This is a genomic window from Leclercia sp. Marseille-Q4284, from assembly GCF_916618945.1.
In the GTDB taxonomy this organism is placed as follows: Bacteria; Pseudomonadota; Gammaproteobacteria; order Enterobacterales; family Enterobacteriaceae; genus Enterobacter; species Enterobacter tamurae.
This window is the reverse complement of the sequence record NZ_CAKAKG010000001.1, coordinates 1,733,767-1,757,915: the sequence shown is the minus strand read 5'-3', so window position 1 is coordinate 1,757,915 and position 24,149 is coordinate 1,733,767. Positions and strand designations below refer to the sequence as shown.

Here is a 24,149-nt window from a genome sequence, read left to right as displayed (position 1 = left end):
GGCATGGCGCCCGGCGAAAGGCTTAGTTCAGAGTGTAGTCGAGGGTGATTTCAGCTTTCAGCACCTGCGACACCGGACACCCGGCTTTGGCCTTCTGAATGATGCCATCAAACTGCTGCGGGTCAATGCCCGGGACGGTCACTTTACTCTGCAATGCAATTTTGCTGATGGCAAAGCCACTGTCGGTTTTATCCAGCGACACATCGGCAGTGGTGTCGATGGAATCGGCGGTGTAACCAGATTCGCCCAGCATCAGTGACAGCGCCATCGAGAAACAGGCCGCGTGCGCCGCGCCAATCAGCTCTTCCGGGTTGGTGCCCTTTTCCCCTTCAAAGCGGGTATTAAAGCCGTAAGGTTGCTGATTAAGGACGCCGCTCTCGGTGGAAACCGTCCCCTTGCCGCGTTTGATATCGCCAGACCAGTGTGCCGAACCGTGCTTGTGAATTGTCATAAATTGCTCTCCTTTTGGCTTACAAGGGGTTAAGTATAGAAGAGAGATCGCGCTTTGCGGCCAAGACGGAACATTCTCATCCCATTGCGCAGATATTCACCTGCTATATTTGAATTTTTAAAAAGGAGGACAAAATGAATTCACCCGTAAGAGGTATTGACCATATCGGTATTACCGTGCCGGATATTAAGCAGGCCACGCTATTTTTTGAGCAGGCGTTTAACGCGAAAGAAATATATCGTTCCGTTGAACCCGGGGACGGAAATATCGATCCTGATGCCCAGCAGAAGACGTTGCGCTTATTTCCGGGAACTGAGGTTCGCGCCATACGTATGCTGGCGATGCCCCACGGGCCGGGCGTTGAACTGTTTGAGATGCACGGCCCGGAGCAGCAGCCTCCGGCACGGCCAAGTGACTTTGGTCTGCAACATTTCGCCGTCTATGTCGATGATTTCGCACAGGCGATAGCCCGTTTCACGGCGGCGGGTGGCGAAATGTTTACCGAGCCTAAGCCGCTCTCCTTCCCGGCGGAACAGGGAGAAGGCAACGCCTTTTGCTACGGTAAAACGCCCTGGGGAAGCGTGATTGAATTGATATCCTGGCCCTCACCTATGCCTTATGAAAAATACACGGACCTGCGTCGCTGGAAGCCATGATATATCCTTAAAAGAACAGGGATTATGATATTTTTATTTCCAGGACGAGTCTTACACACAGCACGATAAAATTTTGCCATTCTGAATGTGCATTACGTTATTGCGAACCGGAACACTAAATAGAAAACGACACGGAGGCACTATGTTTACTTATACTTCAGCAACCACACCATCCGCACAGCCGGAGCTGGTAAATGCAATTGCACAGGGTTTACGCGCAGAACTGGGCGCTGTCACCGAAGATGACATTTTGATGGAACTCACCAAATGGGTAGAAGCCTCAGATAATGACATCCTCAGTGACATCTACCAGCAGACCATTAACTACGTCGTCAGCGGCCAGCACGCCAGTTTCTGAAAATCTGCTATGCTGGATCAGCAACCTTAGGGGTTACATTTCGTTCGCCTTATCACTATCAACAGGATTGAGGAGTTAATATGAAATCGAACCGTCAGGCACGCCATATTCTGGGACTGAACTACAAGCTCTCTAACCAGCGTAAAGTGGTGATTGAGGGTGACAGCGAAACGCAGGTCACCAACGCCACCGGCAGAAAATGCCACGAACCTAAGTAAGTTCGCTCAACGATCCCTGACACCATCGGCAAAACCGATGGTGTTTTTGTTTGTATGTTGCGGTTTTTAACATCCACCTCCTCTATAATACCTGCCTGACATCCCCTGCGGGCACGACAGCCACAATGATTAACACCAGTGCCAGGGACGGATTTCCAAAAATTAAGTGAGTGACATGGAAAACAAAGCAACCCGACATCGTTCCCTTTACATCCCTTATGCCGGTCCGGTTCTGCTGGAGTTCCCCCTGCTGAACAAGGGCAGCGCCTTTAGCATGGAAGAGCGCAGCAACTTCAACCTGCTGGGCCTGCTGCCGGAAGTGGTGGAAACCATCGAAGAACAGGCCGAGCGCGCATGGATCCAGTACCAGGGCTTCAAAACCGAAATCGATAAGCACATCTACCTGCGCAATATCCAGGACACCAACGAAACCCTCTTCTACCGGCTGGTGCAAAACCATCTCGACGAGATGATGCCGGTGATCTACACCCCGACCGTCGGGGCCGCCTGCGAACGCTTCTCCGAAATTTACCGTCGCTCGCGCGGCGTGTTTATCTCGTATCAGAACCGTCACAACATGGATGACATTCTGCAGAACGTGTCGAACCACAACATCAAGGTGATCGTGGTGACCGACGGGGAACGTATTCTCGGTCTGGGCGACCAGGGGATCGGCGGGATGGGTATTCCGATCGGCAAGCTGTCGCTGTACACCGCCTGCGGCGGCATCAGCCCGGCCTACACCCTGCCGGTGGTGCTGGATGTGGGTACCAATAACCAGCAGCTGCTTAACGATCCGCTGTATATGGGCTGGCGTCACCCGCGCATCACCGACGACGAGTACTACCAGTTTGTGGATGACTTTATCCAGGCGGTGAAACATCGCTGGCCGGACGTGCTGCTGCAGTTTGAAGACTTCGCCCAGAAAAACGCCATGCCGCTGCTGAATCGCTATCGCGACGAAATCTGCTCCTTTAACGACGACATTCAGGGCACCGCGGCAGTGACCGTCGGCACACTGATTGCGGCCAGCCGCGCGGCGGGCAACCAGTTAAGCTATCAGAAGATCGTCTTCCTCGGCGCCGGTTCCGCCGGGTGCGGTATTGCTGAGCAGATCATCGCCCAGACCCAGCGGGAAGGCTTAAGCGAAGAGCTGGCCCGCTCGCGCGTCTTTATGGTGGACCGCTTTGGCCTGCTCACCGATGCGATGCCGAACCTGCTTCCGTTCCAGACCAAACTGGTGCAAAAGCGCGAGAACCTGAAAAACTGGGATACCGACAACGAAGTGCTCTCCCTGCTGGATGTGGTGCGCAACGTCAAGCCGGATATCCTGATCGGCGTCTCCGGGCAGACTGGACTGTTCACCGAAGAGATCATCCGCGAGATGCATAAGTACTGCGCGCGCCCGATCGTGATGCCGCTCTCGAACCCGACCTCCCGCGTGGAAGCCACCCCGCAGGATATCATCGCCTGGACCGAAGGCAATGCGCTGGTCGCGACCGGCAGCCCGTTTGCCCCGGTGGTATGGAAGGATAAAACCTACCCGATCGCCCAGTGCAACAACTCCTATATCTTCCCGGGAATTGGCCTGGGTGTCATCGCCTCCGGCGCCTCACGCATTACCGATGAGATGCTGATGTCTGCCAGCGAAACCCTGGCCAAGCACTCCCCGCTGGTTAACAACGGTGAGGGGCTGGTACTGCCGGAGCTGAAGGATATTCACGTGGTGTCGAAGGCGATTGCTTTTGCCGTGGGTAAGATGGCGCAGCAGCAAGGCGTGGCGGTGAAAACCTCTGCCGATGCGTTGCAGCAGGCGATTGACGAGAACTTCTGGCAGCCGGAGTACCGCAGCTACCGTCGAACGTCGATATAAAATAAAAAACCCGCTCAAGGCGGGTTTTTTATTATCAAGCGCAAATTAAAGCGCTGATACGTTTCCGGCAGCAGGGCCTTTAGCGCCGCTTTCAATAGTGAAGGAAACTTTCTGGCCTTCATCAAGGGTCTTGAAATTATCGCTCTGAATCGCAGAAAAATGCACGAATACATCCTTGCTGCCGTCGTCAGGGGTAATAAAACCGAAACCTTTGTCAGCGTTAAACCATTTTACTAAACCAGTCATTTTGTTAGACATAAATACTTCCTTAATTGATGAGCCACTTAACCGCGGCGATGATGGCCTGTATTTTAGAGTGACTTATTAGGCACTATAGGAGGAGGCTCATGAAGAAGGGTATCGGGTGATAACACTTGAACTGAGGACTGCTTTACTAAAATTGCTTTCATAAGGTCTGTTTTCCAAACCGATAAGCCATTAAGACACAAGAAAATTAATTATGCAATGTTTATGTTTTTTATCTTAACCACTTAACCACCCGGATGGCTAAATGCCCGACAAAAAAAATAAATACAAGCATCGGGATGATTAAGCGTGTAAGGTGGCAATCCCTTAAATCAGGAGATGCCTATGTCCGGACGTAAAAACACGCAAGCCCGTCGTAATTACTTAGTAAAATGCCCATGCCCAGGCTGTTCAAAAGATTCTGAACATAGCTTTAGCCGCGTACAGAAAGGGGCTCAACTTGTCTGCCCGTACTGCAGTACCTTATTTAAATCCACCCAGCGAATTTAAAAATCAGCAATTGCCAAATGCTCCGGATGCATTCGTTGCGTTACCGGCTCATTTGGCAATATAACTCACGTTCGATCGCTAAAGCAGACCTGTGATGCGGTTTATCTGTCGCACAGTCTTACTCTGGTGGCGGTAGGCCTTTTGTCGTCACTGCGGATGGTAAATTCAACCTTTTGCCCTTCAAAGAGCGTTTCGACGTTATCATCTTCCAGCGCAGAAAAATGTACTGCGACATCTTTACTCCCGTCCAGCGGGGAGATAAAACCAAAACCTTTGTCTTCTTTGAACCACTTTACCAGGCCTGTAATTCTTGCGGACATACTGACTCCTGTTGAGCATCAATAGAGGTGAGCGTTCATAATAAACGTAATGGATTAAACGTCTGGGCTCAAAGGGAGGGGATATCAGCGATAGCGCCAGGTTATGAGAACTACTTAGTAAAATTTTTACGTTCGTTTGTATGTCGAACCGAAGATTTTATTAATGCACGTCCAGTGTCAATAAGCAAATTTATCTTAACCATACCGACGACCCGAAAAAAAATAACGAGAATAATCGGGAATACCAGCGCATTATTTTTCGTAGGCCGGGTAAGCGCAGCGCCACCCGGCGTTTCGACAATTATTTCTTCTTATTCAACATCGCCTGTAAATCGGCAAACGGGTTGTAGGTCGCCGCACCGACATCTTTTTGCGCGTCTTCACCGGCTACCACGGTGGTGCCGTACAGATCCGCTTCCGTGTATTTGGAATGCTCATGATCGTGGCAGAACAGACACAGCAACTCCCAGTTACTGCCATCTTCCGGGTTGTTGGTATGGTCGTGATCGATATGGTGAACCGTTAATTCACGCAGGTTCGAATAAACGAACTCCCGCGAACAACGTCCGCATACCCACGGATAGATTTTAAGTGCTTTCTCGCGGTAGCCGCTTTCCAGCCGCGCGTAGTTTTTAGGGATCAGAGCCATTGCTGAAGTTACCTGTGGCAAAAAGCTAATTTTACGCCAGTACGGCCGGGATTTCACCTGCGTTCAGTGGCGCAGTCCATGGTTTCTGCGACCTGACGCTGCGTCAGCCACCAGAACACCAGCGCCAGCAGGCTGACTACCGCACCCAGCAGACATACCCCCTGCCAGCCAAAATGCGCATACGTGACGGTGGTGCCGATGGCGCCCAGTCCGCTGCCGACGGCGTAAAACAGCATGTACAGCCCCACCAGCCGGCTGTGCGCGTCCGGGCGGGTGCGGAAGATCAGGCTCTGATTGGTGACGTGCAGCGCCTGGCCGCCCAGGTCCAGCAGCACGATGCCGATCGCCAGCGCCCAGAGAGAAACCTCCATCAGCGACAGCGGCCACCAGGCCAGCACCAGCGCCAGAAGCGCTATCCCGCTGGTGCGCCGGGCATATCCCCTGTCCGCCCACTCCCCGGCCCGGGCCGCGGCCAGCGCGCCGACCATGCCCGCCAGCCCGAACGCACCAATCGCCGTGTGCGAGAAACTGTAGGGCGGTGCGCTCAGGGGCAGGACTAGCGCGCTCCAGAAGATGTTAAACGCAGCGAACATCAGCAGGGCCAGCATGCCCCTCACCTGTAACACTTTCTCATCACGTAGCAGGGTTAGCATCGAGGCCAGCAAACGGGGATAACTCAGCGTACGCGAGGCCGGAGGCAGAACCGGCAGCCGTCGCCACAGGGGGATCGCAATCGCCAGCATCAGGAGCGCGGCGCAGAAGTAGACCCCGCGCCAGCCCGCGAGGTCACTGATGCCCCCGGCAAAGACCCGCGCCAGCAGCAGTCCAATGAAGACCCCGCCCTGGGCCGTTCCCACTACCCGCCCCTGTTCATGGGGCGCAGCGGCGCTGGCCGCATAAGCGATCAGCCCCTGGGTCATCGCCGTGCCGAGCAGCCCAACGGCGAGCATACCTGCCAGCAATACCGGGGCGGACTGCGCCATCCCCGCCGCAATCAGAGCGACAATCAGGGCCACCATTTGTATCGCCATCAACCGACGGCGATCCACCCGGTCCCCCAATGGCACCAGAAACAGCAGCGCCAGCGCGCAACCCAGTTGGGTGGCGGTGATCACCCCGCCCACCGCCGCCTGGCTGATGCCAAAATCCCGTGCCAGGGCGTCGAGTAGCGGCTGGGCGTAATAGACATTCGCCACGCTCAGACCGCTGGCGATGGCGAACAGCCACACCAGGCTGGGTGATATACGCGCGCTCGGTTGCACATTCATGCTGTTAGCTTCCTGTAATATGGTTTCAAAATAAAACCATTTAAAGGTAGGTCAGGTGGTTTTAAAATGCAACCACCAGCTTTATGCTGGTGCCCTTGCTGGTCATACAAAACCCCGCTACACTCCTTTCATTCATCAACCCACTGAATATAAAAGGAGGCTAATTATGCTGTGCTGTGAAATCTTTGAAATTTCACTTCACCTTGGTGATCGCACCTGCTCAAGCGTTATCGGTTTCGTGCTGCGATAACTTCGGCTTGAGCGAAGACACCTAAGACTGAATCCCTTCTCTCGGGCTTACCGGGTTATCGTCAGCGATGTATGACGAGGCATTTTCATGCCTGTAACTCTTGAGTAAGCAAATGAGCACATTACTGACTGCACTTTCTCTCCGTGTTGATACCGCCTTTGACACGCTGTTCAACGACCTCACCTTTAGCCTGAAAAAAGGCGACCGCATTGGTCTGCTGGGCGATAACGGCTGCGGCAAAAGTACCCTGCTGAAGATCCTCGACGGCACAGACACGCCCCTCTCCGGGACGGTCGCGCTGGCCGGGCACTGCCTGATGGCACGGGTGGAGCAACATCTCCCGGAATCCGTCTATCCGCTGACCATGATCGACGCGGTGCTGGCGCAGCTGCCGGTGGCCGAGCGCGAAAGCCTGCGCTGGCGGGCGGAAACATTGCTGGCGGGCATGGGTTTTACCCCGCAGGACACTGGCCTGCAATCGGCTACCCTCAGCGGCGGACAGCACACCCGTCTGCTGCTGGCGCGGGCGCTGATTAACGAGCCGGATCTGCTGCTGCTGGATGAACCCAGCAACCACCTCGACCTGCCGACGCTGCTGTGGCTGGAGCAGTTCCTGCAAAACTGGTCCGGCAGCTTTGTGCTGGTTTCTCACGACAGACAACTGCTGGATGCCGTCACCAACGGCAGCTGGATCCTGCGCGATAAAACCCTGCACTACTTCGCCCTTCCCTGCACCCGGGCGCGTCAGGCCCTGGCGGAGAAGGACGAGAGCGACGCCCTGCGCCATAAAGCCGAGCAAAAGGAGATCGACCGGGTCACCGCCAGCGCCAGACGGCTGGCGACCTGGGGCAAGGTATACGATAACGAGGATCTGGCCCGCAAAGCCAAGCAGATGGAACGTCAGGTGGAGCGGCTGAAGGAGAGCCAGACGGCGCTGACAAACGGCACGCCCTGGACCTTGACCCTGCGCGGCGATGCGCTGCGGGCGGACCGGCTGCTGGAGATCGACACACTCAGCGTTCCGCCTGCGCCGGGCCTGCCAGCGCTGTTCTCGGCGGAAAACGTCCGGCTCAAAAGCGGCGATCGGGTAGCGATTGTCGGGCGCAATGGCTGCGGGAAATCCTCCCTGATGCGGCTGATCTGGCGGCAGTGTATTGCCAGCGAAACGCATGCCGGGCTGAAGATCCACCCGCGCGTGGCCATGGGCTATTACGACCAGACCCTGCATCAGCTGGCGGATGACGCCACGCTGATCGACGCCCTTGAGCCCTTCGCGCCTGACCCGCAGCATCGCAAGATGGCGCTGATCTCCGCCGGATTCGCCTGGGCCCGGCACGGGCAAAAGGTCAGCACCCTCAGCGGGGGTGAACGATCCCGGCTGCTGTTTATTGGCTTAACGCTGGCCCGCTTTAGCCTGCTGATGCTCGATGAACCGACCAACCATCTGGACATGGAAGGCAAAGAGGCGCTGGCCGAAACGCTGCAACAGTTCGAAGGCGGCGTGCTGCTGGTCAGCCATGACCGGCAGTTAATCACCCAGAGCTGCAACCGCTTCTGGCTGATTGAACATGGCCAGCTCAGCGAATGGTACGATGCCGACGCGGTGTTTACCCGCCTGCGGGACGGCAACGGGGTCAGCGCCGTGTCGGTTCAGGCAGTGCGGCAAGAGGAACCCGAGTCACATGAGGATCTGCTGGAACGATTGATTATGCTGGAGACGTTGCTGGAAGAAGATCGGCTGCGTAAGCCCAAGCATCAGAAGCCGCAGCTTCAGGCCCAGTGGCAGGAGGAGATTGCCGCGCTGACGGCGCAGCTGTAGGAAATCGCCCGGCGGGTAGCCGCCGCCGGGCCATTTTTTTTACTTCGGCTGATTCGTTTTCCAGGCATCCCATGCCTGTTTAATTTCCTGCTTCGCGGTGGCGGCATCATTGAAGCCGTTCAGCTCCACCGACTTGCGCCCTTCCGGCAGCTGTTTGTAGACGCGGAAGAACGACTCCAGACGCTGCTGCTCAATCTTCGGCAGATCGCTCAGCTCTTTGATATCGTCATAGGTCGGGTCAATTTTGCTGGCCGGAACGGCAACAATTTTGTCGTCTTTCTCACCGCCGTCGATCATCTTCAGCACGCCAATGGCGCGCAGTTTAATCAAAGTGCCCGGGGCCATCGGGGCGCGGGTATAGAAGATCACGTCCAGCGGATCGCCATCCCCCGCCAGCGACTGGGTCAACGAGCCGTAGTTCGCCGGGTAGGCCACCGGCATCGACTGGAAGCGGTCGGCAATGATAAAACCGGTTTTGGCATCCGTTTCATATTTAATAATCCCGCCCGCCGGAATTTCGGTGACGGCATAAAACTCTTCCGGGTTGTTATCAGGCTGTGGAAATTCGAGGATATTCTGCGCCTGCACAGAAGCGGACAGGAGGACGCTAACAGCGAGAATTTTTTTTACCAGATGCATTGTCTTGTTAACTCTTCGGTTTTTAAGAAGACCACACCTTACGGTTTCGAAATGTCAGAAACATGACAGATTTACTGCAGAAATATTGCCCGTGCATTCATTAAGGCTATTACTTATTCTGCTATCACCGTTCCGCTAAACCTCATTTAAATAATGACATTATGTTTCACAGCCCTTGCCTCAACCATTAAAAAAATTAATCCTTAAGGAGTATGTCGCGCTGTTGGACGCATACCTGCCCCGCAGATCCTCAATATGAAAATGGAGATACATATGAAAGCTGCTGTCGTGACTCAAGACCATCAGGTAGAAGTGACCGAGAAAACCCTGCGCCCACTGAAACATGGCGAAGCGCTGCTGAAAATGGAGTGCTGTGGCGTTTGCCACACCGATCTTCACGTTAAGAACGGCGACTTTGGCGATAAGACCGGGGTGATCCTCGGCCATGAAGGCATTGGGGTCGTCAAGGAGATCGGCCCGGGCGTGACCTCCCTGAAGCCGGGCGATCGCGCAAGCGTGGCGTGGTTCTTCGAAGGCTGCGGCCACTGTGAATACTGTAACTCCGGCAACGAAACCCTGTGTCGTACCGTTAAGAACGCCGGGTATTCCGTGGACGGCGGGATGGCCGAAGAGTGCATTGTCACCGCCGACTATGCGGTAAAAGTGCCGGACGGACTGGAGTCCGCCGCCGCAAGCAGTATCACCTGCGCCGGGGTGACTACCTATAAAGCAGTGAAGGTTTCGGAGATCAAACCCGGCCAGTGGATTGCCATTTATGGCCTCGGTGGTCTGGGCAACCTGGCGCTGCAGTACGCCAAAAATGTCTTTAACGCCAAAGTGATCGCCGTTGACGTCAATGATGAACAGCTGAAGCTGGCCACCAGCATGGGGGCCGATCTGGTCGTTAACTCCCGCAGCGAGGATGCCGCGAAATTCATTCAGGAAAAAACCGGCGGTGCCCACGCGGCAGTGGTGACGGCGGTGGCGAAAGTGGCCTTTAACTCGGCGGTGGATGCCGTGCGTGCCGGTGGCCGCGTGGTGGCGGTCGGTCTGCCGCCGGAAGCGATGAGCCTCGATATTCCGCGTCTGGTGCTGGACGGTATTCAGGTGGTGGGCTCGCTGGTCGGCACCCGTCAGGACCTGACCGAAGCCTTCCAGTTTGCCGCCGAAGGCAAAGTGGTGCCAAAAGTGGCGCTGCGTCCGCTGGGCGACATTAACGCCATCTTCAGGGAGATGGAACAAGGCCAGATCCGCGGCCGCATGGTGATTGATTTCCGTTCATAAGTTGCATGCCCGGCGGCGCTACGCTTGCCGGGCCTACGTACTGCGCCGATCCGCAATCCACTCCTGCACCTCAATCAAAAACGTATCCGGGGCCTTACGGTACATTTTGCGCGCCAGGTCGAGAATGGTATGCCGCGCCAGCTCCTCTTCCATCCGCTGCTGGGCGCTGTCCATCACCGAGCGCACCCCGCACGGCCCGTCGCAGACCCAGGCCGGAGGCGTTTCGTCGAACACCGCCAGCCGCTGACGCACTTCCCGACACTCAAACATGTTCTTCTCGCCGTCGATGGCGTGGGCCACATCCAGCACGGTGATCAGTTCCGCAGGCCGCGCCAGGCGGAAACCGCCGCCCTTTCCTTCGGTGCTGCTCACCAGCCCGGCGCGTGACAGGCGCGTGAAGATCTTACCCAGGTAGTCATAGGGCACGCCCTGCAATGCCGCCATCTCCCTGACGCTCATCTCGCGGTCGTTCCCTTTCGCATCCACCATGGTCATCAGGCTATGAATGCCGTACTCCACACCGGAACTGTAAAAAGCCATGCTTAACTCCGAAGTTATTATTCCGGGTCATTATAGCCATATTCAGCGTAGTAAAGACAGCCTGAACCCCACACTCCAGCTAACCTTCTGTTTTTAAAGCTCATCACCTTTTAACTCAGAAAGAAGTTGTCGCAGTTAACTCCGACAAGTATAGTTGCAGTCACGTCAGCCAGAGGGCCTGATGAGAAAAAAGGATTGAAGATGAAGAAGCACATTTTAATTGTGGGCAGCGGTTTTGCCGGTATGTGGGCAGCAGTGAGCGCCGCGCGCCTGGCTGATTTAACGGGAAGTAATGACCTGCGGATCACCGTGCTGGCCCCCCGTCCGGAACTGCGCATCCGCCCGCGCTTTTATGAAGAGCAGGTCGCAGGCTATGCCGCCCCGTTAAGCGATCTCTTTGCTGAACTTGATATTCACTTTATTGCCGGATCGGCTGAACGTATTGATGCAACACAGAAAAGCGTCTGGTATCGCGATCCTCAGGGCAATGTGACCCTGGTCTGTTACGACCGTCTGATTGTGGCGACCGGCAGCCAGACCCGCCGTCCGGCCATTGCCGGCCTGGCCGAATTTGCCTTTGATATCGATCAGCTGGAATCCGCCCAGTTTTTTGAAAATCATCTTGATTCGCTGGCCTCACGCCCTTCCACGCCGGAACGTAACACTGTGGTGGTCTGCGGGGGCGGTTTCACCGGCATTGAGCTGGCGACCGAACTCCCTGCCCGTCTGCGGGCCCGTTTCGGCAATGATACACAGACTAAAGTTATCGTAGTTGAGCGAGGCCCTGTGATTGCCGGGCGCTACAGCGAAGAGCTTCGTCATACCATCGAAGAGGCTAGCAAAGAACTGGGCGTAGAGTGGCGGCTCAACAGTGAGATCGAAGCCATCGATGCCCGAGGCGTCACCCTGAAAAACGGCGAGCGTATACCTGCCGCCACCGTCGTCTGGACGGCGGGGGTGGAAGCCCATCCCCTCAGTCAGCAGATTGCGGGCGAGCGCGACGGCCAGGGGCGCTTAGTGGTCAACGAGAGCCTGCAGGTGCCTGGCCACCCGGAGGTCTACGCCACCGGGGACATGGCCCACGCCCGTACCGACGATCTTGGCAACACGGCGTTGATGACCTGCCAGCACGCCATCCAACTGGGCAAATTCGCCGGGCATAACGCCGCCGCCAGCCTGTTAGAGGTAGCACCCTTTCCCTATCGTCAGGTGAACTACGTTACTTGTCTCGATCTGGGTGGCTGGGGCGCGGTCTACAGCGAAGGCTGGGACCAGAAGGTAAAATGCGTCCGCGATGAGGCGAAGAAAATCAAAATCGCCATCACCAACGAGTTGATTTATCCCCCGGCGGCCGACCGCGCCGTGGCCTTTGCCGCCGCCGATCCGCTGGCGAAATTTGTTTAGTGCCAGCTAACCGCGCCACTCCCGGCGCGGTTTTATTATTTCCACTTTCCGCAAATCCTTAGCTCAATTCCTTGGTTCCTTTCTGTTCTTCCCCGCCCGAAGATGCTTTCGACGCTAACAAGAAAAAACATAAGGAATTCACCATGCAAACCCCATTTCGCCTGCCGCTGCTGACGGCGCTTATTCTTGCGACAACGGCGGCTTATGCTGCCGATACCCCGGTTAAAGGCGGCACGCTGGTCTATCTGGAACAGCAGGCGCACACCAACCTCTATCCCCCGGCGGGCGGGTTTTACCCCAACGGCGGGATCCTGAATCAAATCACCGACAAGCTCACCTGGCAGAACCCGAAGACGCTGGAAGTGGAGCCGTGGATCGCCGAGAGCTGGTCCACCAACGCCGATAAAACCGAATATACCTTTAAAATCCGTCCGGGGGTGACCTTCTCCGACGGCACGCCGCTGGATGCTATCGCGGTAGCGAAGAACTTCGATACCTACGGCAAAGGTAATAAGGCCCAGCGCCTGCCGGTGTCTGAAGTCATTAATAACTACGACCGCAGCGAAGTGATCGACCCGCAGACGGTGAAGTTCTACTTCAAAAAGCCGTCCCCGGGCTTCCTGCAGGGCACCGCCACTATCGGCTCGGGGCTGGTCTCACTGAGCACGTTACAACGTAACTTTGAAGAGCTGGGCGACGCCCGACATATCATCGGCTCCGGCCCGTTCGTGGTGAAAGACGAAAAGCTGGGTCGGGAAGTGAATCTTCAGGCGCGGAAAGACTACGCCTGGGGGCCGAAAAATCTCACCCAGCAGGGCCCGGCTAACCTCGACGGCATCACCTATCTGGTGACCCCGGAAGACAGCGTTCGCGTCGGGGCGCTGCTGGCTGGTCAGGCCGACTTTATCCGTCAGGTGCAGGCCTATGACGAAAAACAGGCCACCGAACAGGGATATCACATCTATGCCGCCCCGACTCGCGGGGTAAACGACAGCATCAGCTTCCGCCCGGATAACCCACTGGTGGCCGACCTGCGGGTACGCCAGGCGCTGCTGCACGCCACCAATGCCAGACAGGTGGTTGAGACCCTGTTTTCGTCGAACTACCCGCAGGCCAAATCGGTGATTGCCGATTCCGCCGCAGGGTATGTCGATCTCAGCGACAAGCTCACCTTCGACCCGGCCAAAGCCAGCGCCCTGCTGGATGAAGCAGGCTGGAAAGCGGGCAGCGACGGCATCCGCGCCAAGGACGGTCAGCGTCTGGCCCTGACTATCTACGAATCCCTGCCGCAGCCGCAGAATAAAGAGGTGCTGCAGCTGGTGGCCCAGCAGTGGCGTCAGGTGGGCGTCGCCCTCAACGTGAAGGCCGGTGATGCCGGGAGCCACGTTCTCGATAACCTCGATCCGCTGAAAACCCCGCTCACCGTCTCGGAAGTGGGCCGCGCCGACCCGGACGTGGTGAAGAGCATGTTCTACCCGAATAACCGCGACGCCCTGCTGCAAAAAGGCGGCTCCAGCGACAAGGTCAACAGCTTCCGCGACGACAAGCTCAACGACCTGCTGGTGAACATCTCCGCCGAAATAGACCCGCAGAAGCGCCTCCAGCTAACCGGCGATGCCCAGCGCTACCTGCTGGATAACGCCTACGTGATCCCGATCTTCGAGGAGCCGCAGGTGTTCGCCGGTGCGCCCTGGCTGAAAGGGGTGAGTTTTGAAGCGGTCGGTCGCCCGTCGTTCTACGGCGCGTGGCTCGAAAAACACTAAGGGGAAAACGATGAGCCACTATCTGCTGCGACGCGCCGGGCTGGGTCTGCTGGTGCTCTGGGCGGCGTTCACTTTGTCCTTCGTGCTGCTTCAGGTGCTGCCCGGGGACGCGGTGCTGATCAAGTTTCAGAACCCGGACCTGGGTCTGAGCCCGGCGCAAATCGAAGAGATGCGGATTGCTTACGGGGCCGACAGCCCGCTGTGGCAACAGTATCTGCACACCCTCGGGGCGATGCTGCGCGGCGATTTTGGTTTCTCCGTACAGGCGGGGGTGGCGGTGAGCGAGCTTATCGCCACCAACCTGCCGGACACCTTAAGCCTGGCGCTGCCCGCCTTTGCGCTGGCGGTGGTGCTGGCCTTCTCCCTCGCGCTGGCCTCGCGCCTGCCGGGGCTGCGCTGGCTCAGCAATGCTATCCAGTCCCTGCCGGTGCTGTTTATCTCCCTGCCGACATTCTGGCTGGGGATCGCCCTGATTCAGCTGTTCTCTTTCCAGCTACGGCTGATCCCGGTGATTAACCCGACCCCATTGCAGGGGCTGATCCTGCCGATAATCACCGTGGCCATTCCGATCTCCGCCCCGCTGGCGCAGATCCTGATGCGCAGTCTGGATCAGGTGGCTGCCCAGCCGTTTGTGGCGGTGGCGCGGGCCAAAGGGCTAAGCGAAACCGCCGTCCTCTGGCGGCACGTCACCGGCAATGCCCTGCTGCCGGTACTGAACATCGCCGGGCTGCTGCTGGGCGAGCTGATTGCCGGGGCGCTGATCACCGAAACCGTGTTTGGCCGCAGCGGGCTGGGGCTGCTGACCCAGCAGGCGGTAAATAACCAGGATATCGCCGTGTTACAGGCGGTGGTGATGATCTCTGCCCTCGGTTTTGTGCTGATTAACCTGCTGGTGGATCTGCTGATGCCGCTGTTCGATCCCCGCCTGCAAACCGTTACCGGAGGTGCTGCATGAGCCTTGTTGATTATGCTGCCGCGGCGCGTAAGCGCATTCCCGCCTGGGGCGGACTGCGCTGGCAGCCAGGATTATGGCTGGCCTGGGCCATTATTGCCGCCGCCGCGCTGGCGGCCATCGCGCCGGGGCTATTTACCCACTTCAGCCCGATTGAGGGCATTGCCGGGGCGCAGCGGCTGGCTCCCCAGGCGGACTACTGGCTTGGCACCGACCAGCTGGGACGCGATGTGTATACCCGCATCGTCTACGGTGCCTCGCACTCCCTGAGCGCCGCGCTGGTGGCGGTGGCGATGGGGCTGTTTATTGGCACCGCTATCGGCGTGATTGCCGGGGCCTTTGCCGGACGGGTGGAGTCGGTGCTGATGCGGCTGGTGGATGTCCTGCTCGCCATCCCCTCGCTGCTGCTGTCGCTGACGGTGATCATTCTCCTCGGCTTTGGCACCGTTAACGCCGCCATCGCCGTTGGGGTAGCGTCGATCGCCAGCTTTGCCCGCCTGGCGCGCGGGGAAGTGGTGCGCATCCGCCACACCGATTATGTCGAAGCGGCATTTGGCTGCGGGGGCACCTTCTGGTCGGTGCTGTGGCGCCACATTCTGCCCAACTCGCTGACCGCGGTGCTGGCTTTTGCCACCTTGCAGTTTGGTCAGGCAATCCTGGCGCTGTCGACCCTCAGCTTCCTCGGCTACGGCACCCCGCCGCCGATCCCCGAGTGGGGCCTGCTGATTGCCGAAGGGCGTAACTATCTCTCCACCGCCTGGTGGTTAACCACATTCCCCGGCCTGGTGGTGATCGCCGTGGTGCTGGCCACCAACCGTATCAGCCGTCAGTTAAGCGGAGATCGCTCATGACCGTGTTATCCGTGGAAAACCTGACCCTCAGCTACCGCACCGGTCGCGAATGGCGCGAGGTGGTGCATAACGTCAGCTTTACCCTCGGGCGCGGCGAGATGCTGGCCTTTGTCGGCGAGTCCGGCTCGGGGAAAACCACCACTGCGCAAGCGATTATCGGTCTGCTGGCAGATAACGCCCGCCGCGACGGGGGCAGCATTCGCCTGAACGGGGAAGATCTCAGCCAGTGGTCGACCAAACGCCTCGACAGCCTGCGCGGAGCCCACATCAGCCTGGTGCCGCAGGATCCGGGTAACTCCCTTAATCCGGTGAAAACCGTCGGTGCCCAGGTGGGCGAAATCCTGCGTCTGCATCAAAAAATCAATAAGGCCGAGTGCGACAGCCAGGTACTGGCCCTGCTGACCAAAGTGGGCCTCAGCCACCCGGAGCAGCGGATGAAGCAGTTTCCGCATCAGCTATCCGGCGGCATGAAGCAGCGGGTATTGATTGCTATCGCCATCGCCCTGCGCCCGGACGTGATCGTTGCCGATGAACCCACCAGCGCCCTGGACGTCACGGTGCAGAAACGCATTCTCGATCTGCTGGACGTCCTGCGGCGGGAATCCGGCACCGCGGTGCTGTTTGTCACCCATGACCTCGCCCTCGCGGCCCAGCGGGCCGATCGGCTGCTGGTATTCCGCCACGGCGAGGTGCAGGAGCATGGCGCTACCGCCGACGTGGTGCGCGCCCCGCAGCACGCCTATACGCGCCAACTACTGAGCGATCTGAACGGACAGCGCTTGACCATCGCCCCGGTGTCGGGTCGTGCTCTGGCCTCTCCGGCCATCCAGGCTATTGGTATTAGCAAACGCTTTGGGCTGGGCAAAGGTCATCAGCTGCAGGCTCTGGATGACGTCAGCTTTGCCGTGCAACGCGGCAGCACCCACGCCCTGGTCGGGGAGTCCGGCTCGGGTAAAACCACCCTCGCCCGGATCCTGCTCGGCTTTGAGCAGGCCGACAGCGGCCAGGTGATTATCGATGACATCGACGCCACCACCCTCAGCCACGAGGCGCGCCGTCAATTGCGACAGAAGATCCAGTTCGTCTACCAGAACCCGTTTGCCTCGCTGGACCCGCGCCAGACGCTGTTTGAGATCATCGAAGAGCCGCTGAAAAATTTTGCTCCGGTCAGCAAGGCCGAACGGGCCGCCCGGGTGGAGAACGTCACCCGCCGGGTGGCCCTACCGCCTGAGCTGCTAACCCGCACCGCACGGGAACTGTCGGGCGGTCAACGTCAGCGCGTGGCCATTGCCCGGGCCCTGATCCTCGAGCCGACCATTCTGGTGCTGGACGAGGCTACCTCGGCGCTGGACGTCACCGTACAGGCGCAGATCCTCGCCCTGCTCCAGCAGTTACAACAGCAGCTGGGCCTGACCTATCTGTTTATTACCCACGACCTGGCGACCGTCCGGCGCATTGCCCACAGCGTCACCGTGCTGCGCAGCGGTCAGGTCGTGGAGCACGGCGCGGTGGAATCACTGTTCGCCGCCCCGCAGAACGACTACACCCGCGAGTTGATCGCCGCCATTCCCCACTTTTCACAGAAGGAGTACGCATGACGCGTAAACGCCTGGGATTCTTCACCCGCCTGCTGGACGATGTGCCAGCCAAAGAACGCTATCGCCTGGCGACAGAGCAGATCCGTCATGCCGAACGCTACGGCTTTGACACCGCCTGGATCGCCCAGCACCACTTCCACGAGCGTGAGGGCGGCCTGCCGTCGCCTCTGGTGTTCCTCGCCCATATCGCGGCATACACCACCCGCATTCGGTTGGGCACCGCCATTATCACCCTGCCGCTGGAGAACCCGCTGCGGGTGGCGGAAGATACCGCGGTACTGGATCTCATATCCGACGGGCGGCTGGAGGTGGGGTTTGGTTCCGGCGGGACGCCGACCTCGTTTTTGCCGTTCGGGCTGACCATTAACGAGCGGGCGGCCACCTTTGCCGATCACCTGCACCTGATCAACAGCGCGTGGCGCGGGGATTCCCTAGCCCATCCGGATAACCATCTCTATCCGCCTGCGCCCGGGCTGACGGAGCGGGTATGGATCGCCACTTTCTCGGTGGAGGGGGCCGTGCGTGCCGCCCGGCAGGGCCATGGGTTGATGCTCTCCCGCACCCAGCCGCGCCCGCCGGACAATCTTGCGCTGCCGCTGGATGCGATCCAGAACCCAATAATCGACGCCTATCTCGACGCCCTGCCGTCCGGCGTTGCCCCTCGCATTCTGGCTTCGCGCACCGCATTTGTTGCCGACAGCGATGCCTATGCCCTGAAGGTCGCCGAACCGGGTCTGACCCGCCAGGCGCAGCAGCATCAGGCCGCCGGGCACGCCCTTACTGGTGACACTGTCACGGATTATATCCGCCAGTTTGACGCCCATATCGGCGCGCCGCAGACGGTGCTCGCTTCGCTGAAGCAGGATTCGGTCCTGGCGCGCGCCACCGACATTTCGTTCCAGGTGCATTCGGTTGAGCCGTCGCATCAGGACACCTTGCGTTCGATTGAGTTAATCGCAGAGCAGATCGCCCCTCATCTTTTATAAGGAGTCACTATGGCTTTAAGTCAGGATATTCTCGCCGAACTGGCGGAGATCGCCCCGGGTTCCCCGCTGGCACAGGCACGACTCACCCGCGAGGCGGCAACGCGTCACGCGCAGGGGAGCTACGAAACGTTATTCAGTCAGCAGGACGCCGACTTTGCGCTGGACGAGCGCTTTGCGGTGGCAGCAAAAGTGGCGAAATGGCACAACGCCGACGCGCTGGCGGCCCACTACGCCGGGTTTGGCCTGGCGGATCCGACGTCCGTGCGCCTGACCCCCGCCCTGACCTTTGCCCGGCTGCTGACCTTCTCCCCGGTTCAGGCTACCCCAGGGGCGATCAACGCCCTCACTCTGGCGGGCTGGAGCAAAGAAGGCATTGTTACCCTTGCGCAGCTGATCGCCTTTGTCAGCTTCCAGAGCCGCCTGATTGTCGGCCTGCGGCTGCTCAATGACAAACCAGTGCCGGCCAGCGATGCCCCGGTGGTCGCGGGCCCCTGGCACACCGTGCCGCTGACCAAAAACGGCAAAGCGGCCCCGGTGGAATTTACTCAGCTGGAGTTAGGCTGGGAGCCGTGGCTGGCCCCCAAACCGCTGGCGGAATTTACCCCCGATGAGCAGGCGATCCTCGCGAAATTCGGTCACACCGACTCGGACTATTTCCGCCTGCTGGGACGCAATCTGCCGGTGCTGGAGCAGCGCACCTTAACCGATAAAGGCATTTTCTATACCGCAGGCGGCCTGTCCCGGGCGGAGCGCGAGCTGGCCGCCGCGGTGACCAGTAAAATCAACGGCTGCATCTACTGCGCGTCCGTTCATGCGCGGAAAGCCAGCCAGCTGTCGAAGGACAACGCTGCCGTGGAAAGGCTGCTGGCGGTCGAGCCGGGGCAGTCGCTGAGCAGCGGGCAGTCCCCGCGCTGGCAGGCGGGAATTGATTTTGCTGCCGCGCTGTCGGTCACTCCGCCTGCGGTAACACCAGGGCATCTGGCCGAGCTGGAACGTCAGGGGCTGGATACCCTCGCCCAGCTGGATCTGGTCCAGTCCGCAGCGTTCTTCGCCTGGGCTAACCGGCTGATGCTGACGCTGGGTGAGCCCTCGCTGCCATGAATGCATTCAGGCTCCCCCTATGGGAGCCTTTTATAATTCAGCCTCGCCAATAAACCGTGTAAACTACTTTTAGTAGACAACGGGCGCGAGGGAAATATGGTTGTTAAGCGGTTAAGAAAAGAGGATCGCCGGGTGCAGCTGCTGGAGGTTGCTCGTGGGATTGTGCGTCAACAAGGCACCGAGGCGCTGACGCTGGGGTATCTGGCCGAGCGGGCGAATGTCACCAAGCCTATCCCCTACGATCACTTTGGCGACCGTGAAGGGTTGTTGATGGCGCTGTATCAGGATTACAGCGACCAACAGTTAAAAAAATTCCGTGAGACGCTGAAGGTCGATAACAAAACGCTGGAAAAGACTGTCCGCTTTTTCAGTGCCGCCTATATTGATTGCGCGATCAGCGCCGGGCCAGAAACCGGGCCTATCGCCGCTGCACTCTCCGGCTCCCGGGCGCTGCAGACATTTCGCGAGGCTTGCGTCGCAGATTGTGCAGACTGCCTGCGCATGGCGCTGTCCCCCTATATCACCCTGAAAGGGGTACAGGGTGAAGCGGCGTTGACGGCCATCATTGGTGCGGCGGATGCGCTCAGCACCGCCGCGAGCAACGGCGTACTGGCACGTAACGTCGCGGAGAATACACTCAGCGGCGCGATGTTTGGCGTACTGAACACCTGTACCAATAGCACAAAATGAGTGCTGCCGACGGATTGACACCTAAGTTACCAATAGTAATATAGGTAGCACGTTAACTCCGTGCTGAGGTGGTTATGTCTGGAACACATGTCATAGATACTGCGCTGATCGTGACGGCTCACCCTGTCGAAAATTCGTTATCCCATACCCTGGCGGCGCGCATTGCCGCGCGCCTGCGTGAACAAGGTACTCAGGTCGAGATTGCCGATCTGCATGCCGAAGCCTTTACACCGGCTATGCAACGTGCCGATCTTGCGCTGTATCACGGAGATGCCAGCGCCCTTCCCGCCGATATTCTGCGTGAGCAACAGCGTGTGGAGCGGGCCGATATGCTGGTGTTTGTCTTCCCGGTGTACTGGTGGTCGGTGCCTGGCCTGCTGAAAGGCTGGTTTGATCGGGTGCTCACCCTGAACTGGGCCTACAAAGTGGCGGAAGATGGCCGGATTGTGGGAAATTTACGCGATGTTCCGGTCCGCCTGATCGCGACGGGGGGTAGCGATCTTACAGGTTTCGATAAACACGGTTATTCGACGGCGATACACACCCAGTTAGTCGAAGGTGTTTTTGGTTTTTGCGGCCTGAAGAACGTCAGGCTGGATATTCTCTATCAGGCAGATACCGCCTCGTCAGAGCAGATCGACGATTTTCTGCACAATCTTGAAAGCGTGATGTGAGTGTTTTTTGCCCGGCGGCGCTGCGCTTGCGCGGGCCTACTGATTTTGTAGGCCGGGTAAGCGCAGCGCCACCCGGCAATTCACTCTCAGGCTAACGCCTGGGCATTCCCCCCAGCACGCCGGGCTTTCAGATACCCATACATCAACAGCGACGACATGGCGCAGAACGACAGCGCCGCCGCAGGCAAGGTCACGTGGCTCCAGCTGAAGCCCAGGGTAATCATCATCCCGCCAAAGTACGCCCCAATAGCGCTGCCGAGATTAAACGCCACCTGTCCCCCCGCCGCTCCGAGCATCTCCCCGCCCTGCGCATTTTGCAGGAGCAGGATCTGCAGCGGTGCCGACAGCGCAAACAGCCCGGCGCAGCAGATAAAGCCCATCACCAGCGAGGCCGCAGGCATCTGACCGAAGGCAAACAACAGCAGCAGCGACAGGACAATCACCAGATCGGTGATCGCCGCAATGCGCAGCGGGCTGTAGCGCCCGGAGAGCTTGCCGCTGAACAGGTTGCCCAGCACCATCCCCAGCCCCATCAGCATCATGATGGCGGTCATCACCCCTTCGGAAAAGCCCGACACGTTGATCATGAACGGCTTCACGAAGCTGAACCAGGCGAAGACCCCGGCGTTGCCGAACATGGTGGCGGCGAAGATAAACCACGGCTCCGGTTTCTTCAGGAAGTGGAACTGCTCGCTCAGGCGACGCTGGGTGGTATCAAACGTCTGCGGCACCCAGAGGACAATCGACAGCATGACCAACAGGTTGAACGCGGCGATCAGGAAGAAGGTGTAGCGCCAGCTGAAATGATGCCCGAGCCAGGTCCCGAACGGCACCCCCGCGAGATTAGCCACCGTCATCCCGGCGACCATACCCGCCACCGCCAGCGTCACTTTGCCCGGCGGCGCAATACGCGACAGGATAATGGTGCCGACGCCAAAGAACGCCCCGTGGGGAAAACCGGAGACCAGCCGCCCAATCGCCAGCATGGTATAGGAGGTGGAGAAGGTGAAAATCGCATTGCCGATAAGGCACAGCGCTACGAGGAACAGCAGGATCGACTTTAAGGAGAACTTACTGGAGAACAGCGCGATGATCGGCGCCCCTATCACCACCCCGAAGGCGTAAAACGAAATCATATTTCCGGCGGAGGGAATGGTGATCCCCACATCCCGCGCCAGCTCGGTTAACACACCCATAATGCCAAATTCGGCCATGCCGAGGCCAAAGGTGCCAAGTGCTAACGAAAACACCGTCTTTTTCATACCACAACCAGTTGTTAAAAAATTGCAACCAGCATTATTGAACAATCTTGTATGGTGAGCCAGTTCAAATCGCACCGCTGGCCGATTCCTCCATCAATTCGGGTAGGCAGTGAATATTTTCCGCAAGCTAGCTCAGCCCTGATTACACTTCAAAGTGTTATGTCGCACCGTACCGTCAGAATCCCTGTAAAGGAACGCATCATGGCAGATAAAGATAAGAAGAAAAGCAAACCTGTAGAGAAGCTAACGCCCCCCGCCCCGCTTAAGCGTACGGAGTACGAGAAAGAGCTGCACCGCCTGCATGTGGAGCTGGTGAAGTTGCAGCGCTGGGTGGTAAGTAAGGGCCTGAAAGTGTGCGTCGTCTTTGAAGGGCGCGACGGCGCGGGTAAAGGGGGCACCATCAAGGCCCTGACCGAACGCGTCAGCCCGCGCGTGTTCCGGGTGGTGGCACTGCCTGCCCCGACTGAGAAGGAGAAAAGCCAGCTCTACTTCCAGCGCTATGTGCCGCATCTGCCCTCAGCGGGCGAGATCGTGATATTTGACCGCAGCTGGTACAACCGCGCAGGCGTGGAGCGGGTGATGGGATTTTGTACGGAAGACCAGGTCGAGAAGTTTCTCGACGGTGCGCCGATCATCGAAAAAGCGATGGTCGATGCGGGCATTATTCTGATCAAATACTGGCTGGAAGTGACGCCGAAAGAGCAGGAGCGGCGTCTGCGCGACCGCATCAACGACGGACGCAAAACCTGGAAGCTGTCGCCAATGGACATCAAATCCTTTAACCGCTGGGATGAGTACACCGAGGCACGCGATGCGATGTTTGCCGCCACCGACACCGCCTGGGCCCCGTGGTTTGTTGCCCGCTCCGAGGATAAAAAGCGCGCGCGGCTGAATATTATCTCCCATCTGCTGACGCAAATTCCCTATAAAGAGTTGCCAGAAGAAGATGTCAAATTACCGAAACGTAAAATCGGCAAAATTAAACCAACCGCTTATCCGTTCCGTTATATTAAAGAGAAGTTCTGACGGTTACACCCCTCCTGGTTGTTTATCGGGAGGGTGCTCCCCAATAATCTCCCCTGATTTCACCGTATTGCTTTTGTCTGGAAGCATGCTCGCAATTCCTGAATTACCAGGCGGTTCGGTATTGTTTTTTATTGTTGGCGACTGATAATGGCTGCACCGACACAGGAGAACAAAACAATGAAAACAAGTATCAAGGAAAAAAACCCAGGAAAGGATCATTTAACTGGCGTCCCACCGCGCCCCGTATTAACGGCGGAGGAACGCATCGAGCAGCGCAAACGCGATAAAGAATTCATGAAGGCTATGAATGAGTTCGTCGCTAAATATGGAACCCTTACCGATGATGAATTTTTTAGGGTGATATAATGCTAAAACAATTTAACGTTTATCGTAATTCGTCTATTTTGACCAATAAAGAACTACCCTACTATATGATTATTCAACATGATTGTTATGACGATCTGGAAACACGCGTCATCGTTCCTTTAGTACGGGCGCGTAAGCTTCCACTCTGGCATGAACACCTTGCACCGCGCATCAATATTGATTTCGAAAGCTTATTAATATTTTCACCTATGGTGACGAACGTCAATAACAGAAAAATTAACAGCAGGGATTTAATTTGTAATTTGCGTAATACGCGCCAGGATGTCGTTGGTGCCATTGACTCGCTAATAACCAACACCTGACCTCCCAAAAAACCCGCTCCGAAATACCTTCCGGAGCGGGGGGCTTTCCCCGTAGGCCCGCGCAAGCGCAGC

At 57.8% G+C, this 24,149-nt stretch carries 27 protein-coding genes; 19 read left to right on the top strand and 8 right to left on the bottom strand.

The genetic code is table 11. From position 1 onward, the window contains the following. Positions 1–22 precede the first annotated feature (22 nt). Positions 23–451 carry an OsmC family protein gene (locus LG383_RS08185; protein ID WP_106992868.1) on the bottom strand — a complete coding sequence of 143 codons (429 nt, stop codon included), beginning with the start codon at positions 449–451 and terminating at the stop codon, positions 23–25. A 134-nt stretch (positions 452–585) separates the two neighbouring features. On the opposite strand from LG383_RS08185, the gene LG383_RS08180 reads away from it, so the two are divergent. The 4 genes from LG383_RS08180 (at position 586) to LG383_RS08165 (ending at position 3,556) form a co-directional block, all read left to right on the top strand. Further along, positions 586–1,107 (top strand): VOC family protein, encoded by a 522-nt coding sequence (locus tag LG383_RS08180; RefSeq protein WP_225758802.1) that lies wholly within the window; start codon positions 586–588, stop codon positions 1,105–1,107. Between the two features lie 142 nt (positions 1,108–1,249). Continuing rightward, on the top strand, positions 1,250–1,465 hold the full coding sequence (bdm, locus tag LG383_RS08175; protein ID WP_106992870.1) for a biofilm-dependent modulation protein: 216 nt from the start codon (positions 1,250–1,252) through the stop codon (positions 1,463–1,465). A gap of 80 nt (positions 1,466–1,545) precedes the next feature. Next, a complete protein-coding gene (gene sra / locus LG383_RS08170; RefSeq protein ID WP_225758801.1) occupies positions 1,546–1,683 on the top strand; it encodes a stationary-phase-induced ribosome-associated protein in 138 nt (45 codons plus the stop codon). 175 nt (positions 1,684–1,858) lie between these two features. Beyond that, a complete protein-coding gene (locus tag LG383_RS08165; protein WP_166182457.1) occupies positions 1,859–3,556 on the top strand; it encodes an NAD-dependent malic enzyme in 1,698 nt (565 codons plus the stop codon). A 45-nt stretch (positions 3,557–3,601) separates the two neighbouring features. On the opposite strand, the gene cspA is transcribed toward LG383_RS08165, so the two are convergent. Beyond that, a complete protein-coding gene (gene cspA, locus LG383_RS08160) occupies positions 3,602–3,814 on the bottom strand; it encodes an RNA chaperone/antiterminator CspA (protein ID WP_166182458.1) in 213 nt (70 codons plus the stop codon). A gap of 327 nt (positions 3,815–4,141) precedes the next feature. Between cspA and LG383_RS08155 the strand changes: the two genes are divergently transcribed. Beyond that, complete coding sequence (locus tag LG383_RS08155; protein ID WP_312077461.1) at positions 4,142–4,312, top strand: YnfU family zinc-binding protein; 171 nt, start codon at positions 4,142–4,144, stop codon at positions 4,310–4,312. 101 nt (positions 4,313–4,413) lie between these two features. Here the strand turns inward: LG383_RS08155 and LG383_RS08150 are convergent, their stop codons facing one another. From LG383_RS08150 to LG383_RS08140, 3 genes are all read right to left on the bottom strand, one after another. Then, the gene (locus tag LG383_RS08150; protein ID WP_106992873.1) at positions 4,414–4,632 is read right to left on the bottom strand and encodes a cold shock domain-containing protein; all 219 of its coding nucleotides are present in this window, start codon (positions 4,630–4,632) and stop codon (positions 4,414–4,416) included. A 301-nt stretch (positions 4,633–4,933) separates the two neighbouring features. Continuing rightward, entirely contained in the window at positions 4,934–5,281 is a 348-nt protein-coding gene (yajD, locus tag LG383_RS08145; RefSeq protein ID WP_106992874.1) for an HNH nuclease YajD, read from the bottom strand. A 53-nt stretch (positions 5,282–5,334) separates the two neighbouring features. After that, a complete protein-coding gene (locus LG383_RS08140; RefSeq protein ID WP_225758800.1) occupies positions 5,335–6,549 on the bottom strand; it encodes an MFS transporter in 1,215 nt (404 codons plus the stop codon). A 362-nt stretch (positions 6,550–6,911) separates the two neighbouring features. On the opposite strand from LG383_RS08140, the gene LG383_RS08135 reads away from it, so the two are divergent. After that, entirely contained in the window at positions 6,912–8,618 is a 1,707-nt protein-coding gene (locus LG383_RS08135; protein WP_225758799.1) for an ABC-F family ATP-binding cassette domain-containing protein, read from the top strand. A 39-nt stretch (positions 8,619–8,657) separates the two neighbouring features. Here LG383_RS08135 and LG383_RS08130 read toward each other — a convergent pair whose 3' ends face one another. Then, a complete protein-coding gene (locus tag LG383_RS08130) occupies positions 8,658–9,257 on the bottom strand; it encodes an inorganic diphosphatase (RefSeq protein WP_225758798.1) in 600 nt (199 codons plus the stop codon). A gap of 273 nt (positions 9,258–9,530) precedes the next feature. Here LG383_RS08130 and adhP point away from each other — a divergent pair, with 273 nt between their 5' ends. Continuing rightward, a complete protein-coding gene (gene adhP / locus LG383_RS08125; RefSeq protein ID WP_106992878.1) occupies positions 9,531–10,541 on the top strand; it encodes an alcohol dehydrogenase AdhP in 1,011 nt (336 codons plus the stop codon). 33 nt (positions 10,542–10,574) lie between these two features. On the opposite strand, the gene LG383_RS08120 is transcribed toward adhP, so the two are convergent. Further along, entirely contained in the window at positions 10,575–11,081 is a 507-nt protein-coding gene (locus tag LG383_RS08120) for an Rrf2 family transcriptional regulator (RefSeq protein ID WP_106992879.1), read from the bottom strand. A gap of 201 nt (positions 11,082–11,282) precedes the next feature. Between LG383_RS08120 and LG383_RS08115 the strand changes: the two genes are divergently transcribed. The 9 genes from LG383_RS08115 (at position 11,283) to LG383_RS08075 (ending at position 21,100) form a co-directional block, all read left to right on the top strand. Next, complete coding sequence (locus LG383_RS08115; RefSeq protein ID WP_225758797.1) at positions 11,283–12,485, top strand: NAD(P)/FAD-dependent oxidoreductase; 1,203 nt, start codon at positions 11,283–11,285, stop codon at positions 12,483–12,485. A 143-nt stretch (positions 12,486–12,628) separates the two neighbouring features. Beyond that, a complete protein-coding gene (locus LG383_RS08110; protein ID WP_225758796.1) occupies positions 12,629–14,248 on the top strand; it encodes a TIGR04028 family ABC transporter substrate-binding protein in 1,620 nt (539 codons plus the stop codon). A 10-nt stretch (positions 14,249–14,258) separates the two neighbouring features. Next, complete coding sequence (locus tag LG383_RS08105; protein WP_225758795.1) at positions 14,259–15,203, top strand: ABC transporter permease; 945 nt, start codon at positions 14,259–14,261, stop codon at positions 15,201–15,203. Next, the gene (locus LG383_RS08100) at positions 15,200–16,051 is read left to right on the top strand and encodes an ABC transporter permease (protein ID WP_225758794.1); all 852 of its coding nucleotides are present in this window, start codon (positions 15,200–15,202) and stop codon (positions 16,049–16,051) included. The genes LG383_RS08105 and LG383_RS08100 overlap by 4 nt, the downstream gene beginning before the upstream one ends. Further along, a complete protein-coding gene (locus tag LG383_RS08095; RefSeq protein ID WP_225758793.1) occupies positions 16,048–17,649 on the top strand; it encodes an ABC transporter ATP-binding protein in 1,602 nt (533 codons plus the stop codon). Before LG383_RS08100 ends, LG383_RS08095 begins: the two co-directional genes overlap by 4 nt. Further along, positions 17,646–18,635, top strand: coding sequence for a putative FMN-dependent luciferase-like monooxygenase (locus tag LG383_RS08090; RefSeq protein ID WP_106992885.1), 990 nt, complete (start codon positions 17,646–17,648; stop codon positions 18,633–18,635). The genes LG383_RS08095 and LG383_RS08090 overlap by 4 nt, the downstream gene beginning before the upstream one ends. Before the next feature lie 9 nt (positions 18,636–18,644). Continuing rightward, a complete protein-coding gene (locus tag LG383_RS08085; protein WP_106992886.1) occupies positions 18,645–19,736 on the top strand; it encodes an alkylhydroperoxidase domain protein in 1,092 nt (363 codons plus the stop codon). 96 nt (positions 19,737–19,832) lie between these two features. After that, on the top strand, positions 19,833–20,426 hold the full coding sequence (locus tag LG383_RS08080; RefSeq protein ID WP_106992887.1) for a TetR/AcrR family transcriptional regulator: 594 nt from the start codon (positions 19,833–19,835) through the stop codon (positions 20,424–20,426). 74 nt (positions 20,427–20,500) lie between these two features. Next, positions 20,501–21,100 carry an NAD(P)H-dependent oxidoreductase gene (locus tag LG383_RS08075; protein ID WP_225758792.1) on the top strand — a complete coding sequence of 200 codons (600 nt, stop codon included), beginning with the start codon at positions 20,501–20,503 and terminating at the stop codon, positions 21,098–21,100. Between the two features lie 86 nt (positions 21,101–21,186). Here the strand turns inward: LG383_RS08075 and araJ are convergent, their stop codons facing one another. Further along, positions 21,187–22,362, bottom strand: coding sequence for an MFS transporter AraJ (araJ, locus tag LG383_RS08070; RefSeq protein WP_225758791.1), 1,176 nt, complete (start codon positions 22,360–22,362; stop codon positions 21,187–21,189). Between the two features lie 201 nt (positions 22,363–22,563). Here araJ and ppk2 point away from each other — a divergent pair, with 201 nt between their 5' ends. The 3 genes from ppk2 to LG383_RS08055 all read left to right on the top strand — a co-directional run bounded on the left by ppk2 (position 22,564) and on the right by LG383_RS08055 (position 24,077). Further along, on the top strand, positions 22,564–23,388 hold the full coding sequence (gene ppk2 / locus LG383_RS08065) for a polyphosphate kinase 2 (protein WP_225758790.1): 825 nt from the start codon (positions 22,564–22,566) through the stop codon (positions 23,386–23,388). A 177-nt stretch (positions 23,389–23,565) separates the two neighbouring features. After that, a complete protein-coding gene (locus LG383_RS23015; RefSeq protein WP_106992891.1) occupies positions 23,566–23,754 on the top strand; it encodes a hypothetical protein in 189 nt (62 codons plus the stop codon). Beyond that, positions 23,754–24,077 (top strand): CcdB family protein, encoded by a 324-nt coding sequence (locus LG383_RS08055; protein ID WP_106992892.1) that lies wholly within the window; start codon positions 23,754–23,756, stop codon positions 24,075–24,077. Before LG383_RS23015 ends, LG383_RS08055 begins: the two co-directional genes overlap by 1 nt. Positions 24,078–24,149 lie beyond the last annotated feature (72 nt).

Coding starts and splice junctions, on each gene's coding strand:
- LG383_RS08185 (WP_106992868.1), bottom strand. CDS start 451: ATGACAATTCACAAGCACGGTTCGGCACACTGGTCTGGCGATATCAAA.
- LG383_RS08180 (WP_225758802.1), top strand. CDS start 586: ATGAATTCACCCGTAAGAGGTATTGACCATATCGGTATTACCGTGCCG.
- bdm (WP_106992870.1), top strand. CDS start 1,250: ATGTTTACTTATACTTCAGCAACCACACCATCCGCACAGCCGGAGCTG.
- sra (WP_225758801.1), top strand. CDS start 1,546: ATGAAATCGAACCGTCAGGCACGCCATATTCTGGGACTGAACTACAAG.
- LG383_RS08165 (WP_166182457.1), top strand. CDS start 1,859: ATGGAAAACAAAGCAACCCGACATCGTTCCCTTTACATCCCTTATGCC.
- cspA (WP_166182458.1), bottom strand. CDS start 3,814: ATGTCTAACAAAATGACTGGTTTAGTAAAATGGTTTAACGCTGACAAA.
- LG383_RS08155 (WP_312077461.1), top strand. CDS start 4,142: ATGCCTATGTCCGGACGTAAAAACACGCAAGCCCGTCGTAATTACTTA.
- LG383_RS08150 (WP_106992873.1), bottom strand. CDS start 4,632: ATGTCCGCAAGAATTACAGGCCTGGTAAAGTGGTTCAAAGAAGACAAA.
- yajD (WP_106992874.1), bottom strand. CDS start 5,281: ATGGCTCTGATCCCTAAAAACTACGCGCGGCTGGAAAGCGGCTACCGC.
- LG383_RS08140 (WP_225758800.1), bottom strand. CDS start 6,549: ATGAATGTGCAACCGAGCGCGCGTATATCACCCAGCCTGGTGTGGCTG.
- LG383_RS08135 (WP_225758799.1), top strand. CDS start 6,912: ATGAGCACATTACTGACTGCACTTTCTCTCCGTGTTGATACCGCCTTT.
- LG383_RS08130 (WP_225758798.1), bottom strand. CDS start 9,257: ATGCATCTGGTAAAAAAAATTCTCGCTGTTAGCGTCCTCCTGTCCGCT.
- adhP (WP_106992878.1), top strand. CDS start 9,531: ATGAAAGCTGCTGTCGTGACTCAAGACCATCAGGTAGAAGTGACCGAG.
- LG383_RS08120 (WP_106992879.1), bottom strand. CDS start 11,081: ATGGCTTTTTACAGTTCCGGTGTGGAGTACGGCATTCATAGCCTGATG.
- LG383_RS08115 (WP_225758797.1), top strand. CDS start 11,283: ATGAAGAAGCACATTTTAATTGTGGGCAGCGGTTTTGCCGGTATGTGG.
- LG383_RS08110 (WP_225758796.1), top strand. CDS start 12,629: ATGCAAACCCCATTTCGCCTGCCGCTGCTGACGGCGCTTATTCTTGCG.
- LG383_RS08105 (WP_225758795.1), top strand. CDS start 14,259: ATGAGCCACTATCTGCTGCGACGCGCCGGGCTGGGTCTGCTGGTGCTC.
- LG383_RS08100 (WP_225758794.1), top strand. CDS start 15,200: ATGAGCCTTGTTGATTATGCTGCCGCGGCGCGTAAGCGCATTCCCGCC.
- LG383_RS08095 (WP_225758793.1), top strand. CDS start 16,048: ATGACCGTGTTATCCGTGGAAAACCTGACCCTCAGCTACCGCACCGGT.
- LG383_RS08090 (WP_106992885.1), top strand. CDS start 17,646: ATGACGCGTAAACGCCTGGGATTCTTCACCCGCCTGCTGGACGATGTG.
- LG383_RS08085 (WP_106992886.1), top strand. CDS start 18,645: ATGGCTTTAAGTCAGGATATTCTCGCCGAACTGGCGGAGATCGCCCCG.
- LG383_RS08080 (WP_106992887.1), top strand. CDS start 19,833: ATGGTTGTTAAGCGGTTAAGAAAAGAGGATCGCCGGGTGCAGCTGCTG.
- LG383_RS08075 (WP_225758792.1), top strand. CDS start 20,501: ATGTCTGGAACACATGTCATAGATACTGCGCTGATCGTGACGGCTCAC.
- araJ (WP_225758791.1), bottom strand. CDS start 22,362: ATGAAAAAGACGGTGTTTTCGTTAGCACTTGGCACCTTTGGCCTCGGC.
- ppk2 (WP_225758790.1), top strand. CDS start 22,564: ATGGCAGATAAAGATAAGAAGAAAAGCAAACCTGTAGAGAAGCTAACG.
- LG383_RS23015 (WP_106992891.1), top strand. CDS start 23,566: ATGAAAACAAGTATCAAGGAAAAAAACCCAGGAAAGGATCATTTAACT.
- LG383_RS08055 (WP_106992892.1), top strand. CDS start 23,754: ATGCTAAAACAATTTAACGTTTATCGTAATTCGTCTATTTTGACCAAT.